Here is a 12,654-nt window from a genome sequence, read left to right as displayed (position 1 = left end):
GCTGCCTGACAGATGCTGTTAAGCGTAGTCGGCAGCCGTAAATAAAAACAGTTATAACGCAATAAAGTGATAAACGGTGGTCGCGTGGTAGGTTTTCCCCGGTTTTAGCCAACAATCGGGTTGCGGCCATTCAGGGTGGTTGGGGCTATCGGGCAGGAATTCACTTTCCAGTGCGACGCCGGTGTAACTGGCGTAAGTTCCGCCATTACGTGAGGGGGTTCCGCCCAAGAAATTGCCGCTATACAACTGCAATGCCGGAGCCGTGGTATAGACACTCATCTGGACCTGATTATCTGACGACCACAAATGAGCCGCCGGGCTTTCGGTGGCGCCACAAGTACGATGCAGCAGATAGGCATGGTCATAGCCTTTCACCCGCTGCTGGCAGCGGTCTTGCAGGAAGTCTCGAGCCAAGGTTTTGGCTTGGCGGAAATCCATACCGGTTTTCTCAACGTTAGCTAGCCCACCGGTTGGAATCCCGTTACTGTCGACCGGCAAATATCTGTCGGCAAACAACTGCAACCGGTGTGCCCGAACATCATGCCCTTCGCCATCAAGGTTAAAGTAAGCATGATTGGTCAGATTCACTGGGCAGGTTTTGTCGACCTGTGCCTGATAGTGAATTTCTAATCGGTTATCTTCAGTTAAGAGATATTGGACTTCAGCAGTGAGATTGCCGGGGAAACCTTGATCGCCATCGGGAGAATGCAGTTGGTAAGTGACCTGCTTTTCATCCTGTTTAACTTTTTGCCAGCGTCGAGTATGGAAGCCTTCAGGGCCACCATGCAGTTGGTTAACACCTTGATTGGGTATCAGGTGAAGGATTTCGCCGTCCACCGTGATTTGTGCATTAGCAATGCGATTGGCATAGCGGCCGACGGTTGCCCCAAGATATGCTGCTTGACGCAGATAATCAGCAGGTGTCTGGCAGCCCAGCAGTAACTCACGCTTTTCGCCCCCTTTGAGTGGCAATATTGCAGACAACCAAGTTGCGCCCCAATCCATCAGCGTCACACTCATACCTGCTTTATTATGCAATTCGGTCAATTCAAAGGGGTGACCATCCGGTGCTAACTGGTCAACACTGCTTAATGATGCAGCGTCGTTTTTCAGCATAAACCCGCTCCTTGTGAAGCCTGACAGACGTAGAAAGTTTCTGTTCGCCCGTCGCTGTACTGCGGATATTCCCGCGCCACGGCAGTACGAACCGGTTCGACCAGCGATGTTGGCATTAGCGCGACAATACAGCCACCAAAGCCACCGCCAGTCATTCGAACACCACCTTGCTCTCCAATGACGGATTTCACAATATCCACCAAGTGGTCGATCGGCGGAACTGTGATCTCGAAATCATCACGCATTGAAATATGAGACTCGTGCATCAATTGCCCCATCAATTTCAAATCCCCGCCAGCTAATGCATCTGCTGCTGCCAGAGTACGTTCATTTTCAGTAATCACATGGCGAGCGCGTTTAGCTACGACGGGATCGAGCTCATCCTGGATCGAGAAAAACAGGTTAGGATCAACATCGCGTAACGCTTTGACGCCAAAGAAACGAGCCGCAGTTTCGCATTGCTGACGGCGAGTGTTGTACTCGCTATCAACCAGACCCCGTTTCACATTGGAGTTAATAATCACCACCGCCACATTTTCTGGCATAGGTACTGCACGAGTTTCAAGGGTGCGACAGTCGATCAGTAGCGCGTGATCTTGCTCGCCCAGCGCTGAAATCAACTGATCCATAATGCCGCAGTTACAGCCGACAAATTGGTTCTCAGCCTCTTGCCCATTCAGCGCCAGCTCCACGCCACTCAGGGGAAGTTGGTAGAGTGACTGCAACGCCTGACCCACCGCCACCTCTAAGGAAGCGGAAGAGCTTAAACCGGCCCCTTGTGGCACATTGCCACTGATCACCAGGTCAGCACCGCCAAAATCGGCATGGCGTAACTGTAAATGTTTTACCACGCCCCGCACATAATCAGCCCAGCGGTAGTCTGGATGCGAGACGATAGGCGCATCGAGCGAGAATATATCTTGCTGATTTTCATAATCAGCCGCAATAACACGAATCTGGCGGTCATCGCGTTTACCGCAACTGATTACAGTTTCATAATCAATGGCACAGGGCAGGACAAAACCATCATTGTAATCGGTATGCTCGCCAATGAGATTGACGCGGCCCGGTGCTTTAATGGTGATGTCAGGTTCATGATTAAACTGTTGACGGAAAATGGCCTGGGTATGCTGCTTTAAACTCATTATTTGACTCCAGCTTCTCGATAATGAACATCACTTACTGCCCGCAGGTGTTCAGCCGCCTGTTCTGCTGTAAGGTCTCGCTGGGTTTCAGCCAGCATTTCATAGCCCACCATAAATTTCCGCACTGACGCTGAGCGCAGCAGTGGTGGATAAAAATGCGCGTGTAACTGCCAATGCGTATTGTCATCCGTGTTGTAAGGTGCACCGTGCCATCCCATTGAATAAGGGAATGAGCATGAGAACAAATTGTCGTAGCGGCTGGTCAGTTTTTTCAATGCAATAGCCAGATCGCCGCGTTGTTCATCGGACAATGCCTCTAGTCGCAGGACATGAGCTTTTGGCAGCAGCAAAGTTTCAAATGGCCATGCCGCCCAGTAGGGCACTACCGCCAGCCAGTGTTCGGTTTCAACCACGGTTCGGCTACCGTCGAGGCGTTCACGTTCAACATAGTCGAGTAGCATGGGGGATTGATGCTGCTGAAAATACTGCTGCTGCAAGCGGTCTTCGCGCGCGGCTTCATTCGGTAAAAAGCTATTCGCCCAAATTTGCCCATGAGGATGCGGATTGGAGCAACCCATTGCCGCGCCTTTATTTTCAAACACTTGTACCCATGGATACGTTTTACCCAGTTCGGCACTTTGCTGCTGCCAGGTTTGGATGACGTGCTCCAACGCCGGTAATGTCAGTTGCGGCAAGGTTTTGCTGTGATCCGGCGAGAAGCAAATGACTCGGCTGGTCCCGCGTGCACTTTGGCTACGCATCAGTGGGTCATCACTTTGTGGCGCGTCAGGCGTATCGGGCATCAGTGCCGCAAAGTCATTGGTAAATACATAGGTTGACGGGTAGTCAGGATTCACATCACCGGTCACTCGGGTATTGCCGGGGCATAAGAAGCAATCAGGGTCATGCGTCGGTAAACTCTCGGTAGCAGGTGCTTCCTGCTGGCCTTGCCAAGGGCGTTTGGCCCGATGCGGCGACACCAGCACCCACTGATCGCTCAGCGGGTTATATCTGCGATGTGGATGATCCACAGGGTTAAAATCAGTCATAAAAATACCTTAATCGGGATAGCCCTGAGGATTATTGGATTGCCAGCGCCAGGTATCTGCCGCCATTTCATCGAGTGAGCGGCTGACCCGCCAACCCAGCCGCTCTGCCGCCTTGGTGGGATCGGCCCAATAAGCGGGAAGATCACCCTCACGACGTGGGGCAAAATGGTAGGCCAGCGGCTTGCCACAAGCTTTGCTGAATGCCTCGACCACTTGTAAAACACTGTGGCCGACGCCCGCGCCAAGATTGAAAATATGCACGCCGGGCTGATTGTGTAGCTTTTTCATTGCAGCGACATGGCCATCAGCCAAATCAACCACATGAATATAATCACGCACTCCAGTGCCATCGGGGGTTGGGTAGTCATTGCCGAAAATGGACAAAGATTCACGACGGCCCACAGCCACTTGTGCAATAAATGGCATCAGGTTATTCGGGATACCCTGTGGATCTTCCCCCATCAGCCCCGACGGATGCGCACCGACCGGATTGAAATAGCGTAAAATGGTCATATTCCACTGTGGATCAGCCAGTTGCACATCTTGCAGAATCTGCTCAACCATCAATTTGCTCTGACCATATGGGCTGGAAGGCGTGCCCGTCGGGAAGCTTTCAACATAAGGAATTTGTGGTTGATCGCCATAGACCGTGGCAGAAGAGCTAAAGATAAAGTTTTTGACTTGTGCGGCGCGCATCGCTTCCAGCAAAACTAAGGTGCCATAAACATTATTATCGTAATATTCCAGCGGCTTACTGACAGATTCCCCCACCGCTTTTAAGCCAGCAAAATGAATGACGGCATGAATAGGATGAGCGGCAAATATTTTGTCGAGCAGTGCGCGATCGCGGACATCCCCCTGATAAAGCTCAGGGGTGTAGCCGGTCAAACTGTTGATCCGAGCTAATACGCTGGATTTGCTGTTGCAAAGGTTGTCGAGGATCACCGGTTTATAGCCAGCTTCAATCAATTGCACACAGGTATGGCTACCAATGTAACCGCTACCACCTGTTACCAGAACGTACATAAAAGACTCCTCGAATGACTTTTGTCTAAGAAAGATAACATGCCATTATGTGAGAAAAGGTGATCTGCGCTCAATAATGGAATCGTTTACATTTAAATTCTTTCTAGCTTAATCTCTGTGGGAGCATAAATACAGGGGGAATAAACTAGGATAGGTAAAAAATCGTAGAAATCTCGGGCATGACAAAGATAACTGAAGTGGTAGCGTTCTCATCCATCAATTTAGCAGGAATGTCCTATCCCCTGCGTCCTTGGCACCAGAGAGTTGTTAGCTGCTTTCACTCACCCGAATCACTGACTTGGGTCGGGTCATCGGGATGAGTTTGTTTGCTAGCTATCGGCTGTTGAGGATAGTTGGGTCATTAAGGATTAATGAGCCACGTACAATGGATAGGTAAAGAACAGCAGATGCATCAAGTTCAGGCCGAAATGGAATGCGACGGCTACCCACAAACGGCCACTCCACAACCACGCCAGACCATAAATCACCCCAGCTAATGCCGCGAACACCATTAACAGTGGGCCGCCAGCAAAATGTGCAGCACCAAAGAGTAGCGCGGTGAGCAGCAGTGCCGGGTAGTTGCCAAGACATTGGCTTAAACGTTGTTGCAAATAACCCCGGAAAAGCGCTTCTTCGGCCAGGCAAACAAAGAAAACATTGGCGATAACAAAAGAGCCAAACCATGCTGGCGTGTGCATCTCAATTTTTAAGCCGCCTAAGGCGACAGCCAGCAGCAGTAGCGCAGGTACGCTGACTATCAAGCTAATCCAGCCAAGTTTACTGACTGATAGCTGCTTTTTAGCCACAAATAAGGTTGGCAAACAGGCGAGCAGGATAAAGGGCACCAGTGCCTTATCCAGATTGTAATACATGCTAAAGGCCGCACTGAGTGGCCCGACATTCACTTTATCCAATACTTTCAGATTGTTAAATCCGGGTACCAGATGCAGGAACAAGGCGATGGCGGCTAACACCAAGAGCAGCTCAAGGCCAGCAGCCAACCATTTCCGTTGGCGGTATTTTTTCAGCAGTAGTGCCGCAACCAACGTTAGCAGCAAGAATGCCGCTGATGGCAGTGTCAGAACCCCATGATAAAGCGCAATCGATAAGGAAAGAGCTAAGAGAAACAGGGAGAGTACCCGGTTAATTGATAAGAAAAGCAGTGATGCAGCTAGTACGCCCCACATAAGTCATCCCTTTACTATTAAGTCCATATTCTAAGCCAGCTAATATAAAGCGGTTATCCGCCGTCAGCATCAATGATGGCTGACAGCGGGAATAGTAGCATAGCCGAATGCCAATGACTCTCAGCTCCGTTGAGAAAAATTCTCATTATTTCTGGAGTAATATCATGAGATATATTTTTTACTCATATTTAATGAGGAAGTTCCTCTTGGTGATAGCGATAAATATCGCCATCAGGCACAAAAGTTAAACGATGAGTAATACACAGTGGCGCATCTTCAGCATGGTGAGAGACAAACAGCAGTTGAGTATCGCCCTCGCCAATCATCACATCAATAAAACGCCGTACTAACAAACGGTTAAGCGGGTCTAAACCTTGCAACGGCTCATCAAGAATCAATAGCGCAGGGTGCTTAACAAGTGCTCGAGCGATTAATGCCAATCGCTGCTGGCCCCAGGATAAACTGTGGAAAGGCAGGTCTGCTGTATTGGCAGAAAAACCAAGTAAGGCAAGCCATTGATCAGCAAGTTGTTGTTGGCGATCAGATACCGCCTGATAAATACCAATTGAGTCAAAGAAACCTGATAAAATTACCGTCCGCAAGTTAGTGCTGACCCGATAATCCAAATGTAGGCTGCTGCTGACATAGCCGATATGGCGTTTGATGTCCCAGATGGTTTCACCACTTCCCCGGCGGCGGCCAAATAAGGTTAAATCATTACTATAACCTTGCGGATGGTCGCCGGTAATCAGGCTGAGTAAGGTTGATTTCCCCGCACCATTCTGGCCGATAATCTGCCAGTGTTCGCCGGGGTTAACCTGCCAGCTCAGGTGGTGCAAAATCGGACGGTCATTGTACTCAACTACCCCATTACGCAAAATAATCAGCGGCTTATCTTGAGGTAAGCGAGCTTGCTGTTGTGGGGATTCAGTTTCCGGTAGTTGTAGCCCATCAATATTTTCACTGTGCGCGAGCTGAGCAATCAGAGCTTCGGACAGAATCTGTTGGCGCGGGCCGGTGTGGGATAAGTGGCAATCCGCCAGCACGCCGACATGCTGCACAAAATCTGGGATATCATCAAAGCGGTTAAGCACCAACACCAGCGTGACACCTTGCGCTGAAAGGGTGGATAGCATTTCCGCCAACTGAGCACGAGCGGAGATATCCAGGCCATCAAACGGCTCATCCAAAATCAGCAAGTCGGGTTGTGGCATTAATGCACGGCACAACAATGTCTTGCGCGTTTCCCCGGTAGACAGATATTTAAAACGACGTGACAGTAAATGACTGATACCAAATTGAGTTGCCAGTTGCTGACATCGCGATGAATCGCTCACTTCTTCCTGAATGATTTCAGCGGTCGTGCGCCCAGTATCGTCTTCATCAGCACTGAGTAAATCGGTGTTATTGCGCTGCCATTCTTCACTGACTAACTGTTGCAGTTGTTCGAATGATAAACGCACAATATGGTTGAAATTGCTCTGGCGGGTGCCTGTCAGTAGAGTCAGTTCCCCGGATAGCGCTTTGGCGAGCGCCGATTTACCACTGCCGTTAGCCCCGACAAATGCCCAGCTATCGGCAGGTTGTCCTTTATCACCAGAAAGAATGCGTAACTCTGGCAAGGTGAGTGTCCGGGTGTCACTCAGGCGAAAACAACCTTGCGATATTTGCAACTCAGACATCGTCTTTCCCATATTCTGCAACACAATAATAGTGTTAGGGATATGCGGAAAGGGGGAAAAAGTCAACAGGTAAATATTCTGTTAACGTTGAGTGCTTTTGCTTAATTATTTAGCAAAGTGTCGCGATAATGACTCTATCTGCGTTGAATTGTGCAATAACGTCACTACCCACTCGCAAATTCAGTTTATGTAATTCACTGTTGCTTTGTGTCGAGCAGAGACTAGCCCCTCCTGCCAGAGCCACGATAACTTCACTGTGTTCATTACCCGGCTCAATACTTGCCACCTTACCGGGCAGGGAGTTATCAGCAGCTCCGGCCAGTGCTTGATCTGTAACCAGCTTTATCCACGGGGCTTTGATCAAGGCTAGCACTTCCTTGCCAGCAGAAAGCTGGAGTCGATCGGCACTTTGCTGGGTTAGGGCGGCAGATAAACGGGTCTTACCATCAGATAGCAGAATATTGATATGCTGTTGAACTTGCTGATGGTCGCGCTCAATCACGGTACCGAAAAACTGATTGCGGGCGCTGGTTTGCAGTGAAAAACGTGAAATAGCGGCTAACAGACTATCCAGCGGCATAGAATCATCTTTCAGAGTATCAAAGGCTTTTTGTTGAATTTTTTCAAGTAAATCATAGAGCTGAATTAAACGCTCACCATAGCCGGTCAAAAAGGCACCGCCACCACCTTTGCCGCCAGTTGCCCGTTCAACTAGTGTTTCTTCCGCCAATGTATTCATTTCATTGATGGCGTCCCAAGCACTTTTGTAGCTAATGCCAGCCAGTTTTGCCCCCTGACTGATAGAACCTGTGTTCTGTATTTGCTTTAGTAATGAAATGCGGCGGGGATCGGCAAACAGTCGCTGCTGAAGTTTTAGAGTGAGTAGGATTTCGGCCTGCATATTTTTTGCTCCAGCGGGAAACGGTTATTGTGACTCAATAGGTTGTGTATATCCAATCAACGGCAAGTACGCAAGGTTGAGCCACAAACCGCACGTTTGGCAGGTTACATTCTTTTATTGTTGGTTAAAATAACCGAGCTTATTCATTGCTGATATAATTTACAGTGAATACATAATGTTTATTGTGATAACGTGGGTTATCGCTCTTTAAGTAGTAAACTGAGAGGCTGGCATGTTAGAACTATTGAAAAGTCTGGTCTTTGCTGTAGTCATGGTTCCCGTAGTGATGGCAGTGATTTTGGGCTTGATCTATGGGCTGGGTGAACTGTTCAACATCATTTCCAAGACCGGTCATAGCAAAGAACGCTCCTAATTAATTAGGTCTGTTGTATACGATTTCTGAATGCCTGGCGTGTGAACGCTGGGCATTTTCGTTTTTGCCTTTTGTTTCATTTCCCTGCATGACTCCTATAACTCAAGAAAGCTCACATCTTGTCGATAAACTGCATGACCTGCCTATAATGTTACGTTATATTTCAATGTATATAACGATTTCATTAACCCGGAGAACAACATGAAAAATCAATACGGAAAAGTGAGTAAATGGGTAGCAAGTGCAGCATTGCTGGCAGCTTTTTCCGGCACGACGATGGCCGCCGAAAATATTACGGTTTTTGCTGCGGCTTCTCTGACTAATGCACTACAAGACATTGCCGCGCAGTATAAAAAAGAGAAGCAGGTTGATGTGGTCTCTTCCTTTGCCTCGTCTTCAACACTGGCACGCCAGATTGAGCAGGGTGCTCCCGCCGATCTGTTTATTTCTGCTGACCAGCAATGGATGGATTATGCGATTGATAAGCAACAAATAGTTGCCAATACGCGCTATACTTTGTTAGGTAACGAATTGGTGTTGATCGCGCCACAAGACAGCAAAATTGATAAAGTTGAGATTGATAAAAAAACCGACTGGAAGAAATTGCTGGATGGCGGCCGCTTGGCTGTCGGCGATCCTGACCACGTTCCGGCGGGTATTTACGCCAAAGAAGCACTCGAGAATTTAGGTGCCTGGGAAACGCTAGCACCGGTAATGGCGCGTGCTGATAACGTACGTAATGCCATGACATTGGTTGAGCGCTCAGAAGCACCACTGGGTATTGTGTATGGTTCAGATGCCATAGCCAGTAAGAAAGTGAAGGTTGTTGGAATATTCCCGGAAGCAACTCATAAGCCGGTTGAATACCCAATGGCAATTGTTAAGGGCCATGAAAATCCGACCGTTACTGCTTTCTATGATTATCTGAAAACCCCAGCAGCGGCCGCTATTTTCAAAAATTATGGATTTACCCCACGCTAATGATATTGAGCGAGTATGAGTGGCAGGCAATTATTCTTAGCCTGAAGGTTTCTGGTGTTGCGGTGGTGTGGAGTTTGCCATTAGGTATCCTGATGGCATGGATTCTAGTGCGCTGCCGCTTCCCCGGTAAATCATTGTTAGATAGCATTATTCATTTACCGCTGGTATTGCCTCCCGTCGTCATCGGTTATTTGTTGCTGGTGAGCATGGGGCGGCGCGGCTTTATTGGTGAATGGTTGTATAGCTGGTTTGGCATTAACTTCAGTTTCAGTTGGCGCGGTGCCGCGCTAGCCTCGGCGGTGGTGGCTTTCCCGCTGATGGTCAGGGCTATTCGTCTGGCGCTAGAGGCGGTGGATACCCGTTTGGAGCTAGCAGCGCGGACCTTAGGCGCGAATCCGTGGCGGGTATTTTTCACCATCACGCTGCCGCTTTCTTTGCCTGGGGTCATTGCCGGAACAGTATTGTCGTTTGCCCGCTCGCTGGGGGAATTTGGCGCAACCATCACCTTCGTGTCGAACATTCCCGGTGAAACGCGCACCATTCCGCTGGCGATGTATACCCTGATTCAAACGCCGGGAGCGGAGGCCGCTGCGGGGCGTCTGTGTGTTATTGCTATTATTCTTTCATTGGTTTCTCTGTTGTTGTCTGAGTGGCTGGCTCGTTGGGGTAAAAAACGCATGGGGGCACCATGCTAGAGTTGGATTTCAGTCAACAACTGGGTGACTTGCATTTGCAAGTGTCCACTAATTTACCCGCACAGGGTATCACCGCGATTTTTGGTTTGTCTGGCGCGGGTAAGACCTCACTAATCAATGTGATTGGTGGCTTGACTCGCCCACAGCAAGGCAAAGTGGTGCTTAATGGCCGGGTGCTGGTGGATGCCGAGCGGCAAATTTATCTGCCACCGGAAAAGCGGCGGGTAGGGTATGTGTTTCAGGATGCCCGTCTGTTTCCCCATTATAGTGTGATAGGCAATTTGCAGTACGGTATGAGCCCGTCAATGCGCGGGCAGTTTGATACTATCGTCGGGTTGTTGGGGATCGAGCCGTTATTACGGCGTTTTCCGTTAACACTTTCTGGTGGAGAGAAGCAGCGAGTGGCGATTGGCCGTGCATTGCTGACGGCACCAGAGCTGCTGTTGATGGATGAGCCACTCGCCTCACTGGATTTGCCGCGCAAGCGGGAGTTGCTGCCTTATCTGGAGCGGCTGGGGAAAGATGTTAATACCCCCATTCTGTATGTCAGCCACAGCATGGATGAGATTTTGCGTTTGGCTGATCAAGTGGTAGTGATGGATGCCGGTAAAGTTCGCGCTGTCGGCGAGTTAGAAGAGGTGTGGGCCAGTAGTGCACTACGTCCGTGGCTGCAACGGGAAGAACCCAGCAGCATATTACGGGTGAGTGTGATTGGTCACCATGACCGCTATGCGATGACGGCACTGGCTTTAGGTGACCAGCGTTTGTGGGTTGGTAAGCTGGATGCGCAAGAGGGTGACTCAATGCGTATCCGTATCAATGCAGCGGATGTTTCATTGATATTGCAGCCGCCACAAAACAGCAGTATCCGCAATATCTTGCCGGTAAAAATAACCGAGTGTCTTGAGGTTGATGGGCAGATTGATGTCAAACTTGCTATTGGCGATCAATGGCTATGGGCGCGAATTACGCCATGGGCCAGAGATGAATTAGGGCTAAAACCCGGTCAATGGGTCTATGCACAGATAAAAAGCGTATCGTTTAATCGCAAGAACTAACCTCAGCATCGATACTGTCGAAGTAACCAAAAAGCGCCCTTAATTGAGGCGCTTTTGGTTGGTAGCCAACATGGCTGCAACATGAAAGATGCAGGGGATCAGGTTAGAACATGCTGGCGGATAACGGCAGCAATCCCCGGCTGTTCATTATCGGCAATCACCAAGTCAGCCCGCTGTTTGATGGCATCGGCGCTGTTGCCCATCGCCACACCCAGACCCGCGCTCTCCAGCATACTTAAGTCGTTAAAGTTGTCACCAAAGGCGATGACATCTTTCATACTCATCCCCTGCGACTCGACCCATTGTTGCAGGCGATTCCCTTTGCTGTTCCCGGCCTGAGCGATATCCACCTGATCGTGCCATGACCATTCACCGGCCAGCCCCATTTCATCTTCTACCATGGTAGCAAAAGCTTTTAGCTGCTCGATATCTGCATGGGACGTAGCGAATTTCCAGATGGCAGTGGCACTGTGGGCGGCATCCAGCAAGCTATCGACATGCAGAAGTGTCGGGCGTTGTGCTGCTGGCAATGACTCGGCCCAGCTAAGAGAGCGAATAACATGCCCACTGGTTTGTTGATAGAGCATGGCATCATCTACATACATCAGCCCATGAATATGGGTTTGCTCCAGCAGTTGCAAGACTTGAACCGCCTGCTGAGGCTGCAATGGATTGGAGTCCATCACTTTTTTAGCATGATAGTCATAAATGTAGGTGCCGTTACAGCAAATAGCCGGAGTGTCGAGTTGTAGCGCCTGATAAAACGGATGAATCGCTACATGATGACGGCCTGTAACCACCACCACTTTCACGCCCTCAGCGCGTGCTTGCGCTAATGCGGATAAGGACTCCGGCAGAATACGTTTTTTGCTATCTAACAGTGTGCCGTCCAGATCCAATGCAATTATACGGTATGTCATAGTGGCCCTAATTCTAAGTGTGAAAATAATATGTCTGAATAGTATTTTCTGATAGTACACCGGATAGGCGGCTGATTAAACTAGCCCGGCGAGGTCAGCATCAGCTCGACATTAGCCTAAAAGCAGATAATGCAGTTATTTTTACACTCAAGAAATATTTAAATGTGATTGGGTTTAATAACTCTATTTTAAATGAAACATAAACGAAACATCAAAGCTGCTAATGAACTTTTAAATGATCTTAATCAACTAATTGTCATTTTTGTTATGCCTTGCAATGTGTAAGTTTAAGTCAATTTATTGAATTTAAATTAAATAAATTTGAATTAAATAAAGTGTAGGAAGATTCATACAGCTAATGGTGATGCGTTCTTACATTATTTACTTGCCGATTGGTGCTACATTCCGCTTGAAATTAATAAACTCTTCTATTTGTTTTTTTAGGAAAATAAAAAAGACCCTAGTTCTATTAAAAATAAAAAATTCACAAAAGTTACAAGCCTTAATTTGTTTTAATTTTG

Annotated in this window: 12 protein-coding genes; 4 read left to right on the top strand and 8 right to left on the bottom strand. The window is 48.6% G+C overall.

The genetic code is table 11. The annotated features are described in order from the left end of the window. Positions 1-51: 51 nt before the first annotated feature. The 7 genes from galM to modE form a co-directional block, all read right to left on the bottom strand. Positions 52-1,116 (bottom strand): galactose-1-epimerase, encoded by a 1,065-nt coding sequence (galM, locus tag N0H69_RS18130; protein WP_050133370.1) that lies wholly within the window; start codon positions 1,114-1,116, stop codon positions 52-54. Then, on the bottom strand, positions 1,110-2,261 hold the full coding sequence (gene galK, locus N0H69_RS18125) for a galactokinase (protein WP_050151604.1): 1,152 nt from the start codon (positions 2,259-2,261) through the stop codon (positions 1,110-1,112). The genes galM and galK overlap by 7 nt, the downstream gene beginning before the upstream one ends. Next, positions 2,261-3,310, bottom strand: coding sequence for a galactose-1-phosphate uridylyltransferase (gene galT / locus N0H69_RS18120; protein ID WP_050151605.1), 1,050 nt, complete (start codon positions 3,308-3,310; stop codon positions 2,261-2,263). The genes galK and galT overlap by 1 nt, the downstream gene beginning before the upstream one ends. A 9-nt stretch (positions 3,311-3,319) precedes the next feature. Then, the gene (gene galE / locus N0H69_RS18115; protein ID WP_050107734.1) at positions 3,320-4,336 is read right to left on the bottom strand and encodes a UDP-glucose 4-epimerase GalE; all 1,017 of its coding nucleotides are present in this window, start codon (positions 4,334-4,336) and stop codon (positions 3,320-3,322) included. Between the two features lie 368 nt (positions 4,337-4,704). Beyond that, complete coding sequence (locus tag N0H69_RS18110) at positions 4,705-5,523, bottom strand: CPBP family intramembrane glutamic endopeptidase (RefSeq protein WP_050151606.1); 819 nt, start codon at positions 5,521-5,523, stop codon at positions 4,705-4,707. 188 nt (positions 5,524-5,711) lie between these two features. Further along, positions 5,712-7,205, bottom strand: a complete 1,494-nt coding sequence (modF, locus tag N0H69_RS18105; protein ID WP_050151607.1) for a molybdate ABC transporter ATP-binding protein ModF — start codon at positions 7,203-7,205, stop codon at positions 5,712-5,714. 109 nt (positions 7,206-7,314) lie between these two features. Then, positions 7,315-8,106, bottom strand: a complete 792-nt coding sequence (modE, locus tag N0H69_RS18100; protein WP_050107728.1) for a molybdenum-dependent transcriptional regulator — start codon at positions 8,104-8,106, stop codon at positions 7,315-7,317. Positions 8,107-8,338: 232 nt separating this feature from the next. Between modE and N0H69_RS18095 the strand changes: the two genes are divergently transcribed. The 4 genes from N0H69_RS18095 to modC all read left to right on the top strand — a co-directional run bounded on the left by N0H69_RS18095 (position 8,339) and on the right by modC (position 11,213). Then, positions 8,339-8,479, top strand: coding sequence for an AcrZ family multidrug efflux pump-associated protein (locus tag N0H69_RS18095; RefSeq protein ID WP_050107726.1), 141 nt, complete (start codon positions 8,339-8,341; stop codon positions 8,477-8,479). Positions 8,480-8,680: 201 nt separating this feature from the next. Continuing rightward, positions 8,681-9,460 carry a molybdate ABC transporter substrate-binding protein gene (modA, locus tag N0H69_RS18090; RefSeq protein ID WP_050107724.1) on the top strand — a complete coding sequence of 260 codons (780 nt, stop codon included), beginning with the start codon at positions 8,681-8,683 and terminating at the stop codon, positions 9,458-9,460. Next, positions 9,460-10,155 carry a molybdate ABC transporter permease subunit gene (gene modB, locus N0H69_RS18085; protein WP_050107722.1) on the top strand — a complete coding sequence of 232 codons (696 nt, stop codon included), beginning with the start codon at positions 9,460-9,462 and terminating at the stop codon, positions 10,153-10,155. The genes modA and modB overlap by 1 nt, the downstream gene beginning before the upstream one ends. After that, positions 10,149-11,213: a molybdenum ABC transporter ATP-binding protein ModC gene (gene modC / locus N0H69_RS18080; RefSeq protein ID WP_050107720.1), complete on the top strand. Its 1,065-nt coding sequence runs from the start codon at positions 10,149-10,151 to the stop codon at positions 11,211-11,213. The genes modB and modC overlap by 7 nt, the downstream gene beginning before the upstream one ends. A gap of 98 nt (positions 11,214-11,311) precedes the next feature. Here the strand turns inward: modC and N0H69_RS18075 are convergent, their stop codons facing one another. Continuing rightward, the gene (locus N0H69_RS18075; RefSeq protein WP_050151608.1) at positions 11,312-12,133 is read right to left on the bottom strand and encodes a pyridoxal phosphatase; all 822 of its coding nucleotides are present in this window, start codon (positions 12,131-12,133) and stop codon (positions 11,312-11,314) included. Positions 12,134-12,654: the final 521 nt, after the last annotated feature.

This window comes from Yersinia alsatica (genome assembly GCF_025133195.1).
GTDB classification, from domain to species: domain Bacteria; phylum Pseudomonadota; class Gammaproteobacteria; order Enterobacterales; family Enterobacteriaceae; genus Yersinia; species Yersinia alsatica.
Note: the sequence above shows the minus strand (reverse complement) of the source record. Positions and strands in the feature narration are given on the sequence as shown.

Excerpts from the sequence above, each read along its gene's own strand:
- modE (WP_050107728.1), bottom strand. The coding sequence starts at position 8,106 with ATGCAGGCCGAAATCCTACTCACTCTAAAACTTCAGCAGCGACTGTTT.
- modA (WP_050107724.1), top strand. The coding sequence starts at position 8,681 with ATGAAAAATCAATACGGAAAAGTGAGTAAATGGGTAGCAAGTGCAGCA.
- N0H69_RS18075 (WP_050151608.1), bottom strand. The coding sequence starts at position 12,133 with ATGACATACCGTATAATTGCATTGGATCTGGACGGCACACTGTTAGAT.
- modC (WP_050107720.1), top strand. The coding sequence starts at position 10,149 with ATGCTAGAGTTGGATTTCAGTCAACAACTGGGTGACTTGCATTTGCAA.
- modB (WP_050107722.1), top strand. The coding sequence starts at position 9,460 with ATGATATTGAGCGAGTATGAGTGGCAGGCAATTATTCTTAGCCTGAAG.
- galM (WP_050133370.1), bottom strand. The coding sequence starts at position 1,116 with ATGCTGAAAAACGACGCTGCATCATTAAGCAGTGTTGACCAGTTAGCA.
- galT (WP_050151605.1), bottom strand. The coding sequence starts at position 3,310 with ATGACTGATTTTAACCCTGTGGATCATCCACATCGCAGATATAACCCG.
- galE (WP_050107734.1), bottom strand. The coding sequence starts at position 4,336 with ATGTACGTTCTGGTAACAGGTGGTAGCGGTTACATTGGTAGCCATACC.
- N0H69_RS18095 (WP_050107726.1), top strand. The coding sequence starts at position 8,339 with ATGTTAGAACTATTGAAAAGTCTGGTCTTTGCTGTAGTCATGGTTCCC.
- galK (WP_050151604.1), bottom strand. The coding sequence starts at position 2,261 with ATGAGTTTAAAGCAGCATACCCAGGCCATTTTCCGTCAACAGTTTAAT.
- modF (WP_050151607.1), bottom strand. The coding sequence starts at position 7,205 with ATGTCTGAGTTGCAAATATCGCAAGGTTGTTTTCGCCTGAGTGACACC.
- N0H69_RS18110 (WP_050151606.1), bottom strand. The coding sequence starts at position 5,523 with ATGTGGGGCGTACTAGCTGCATCACTGCTTTTCTTATCAATTAACCGG.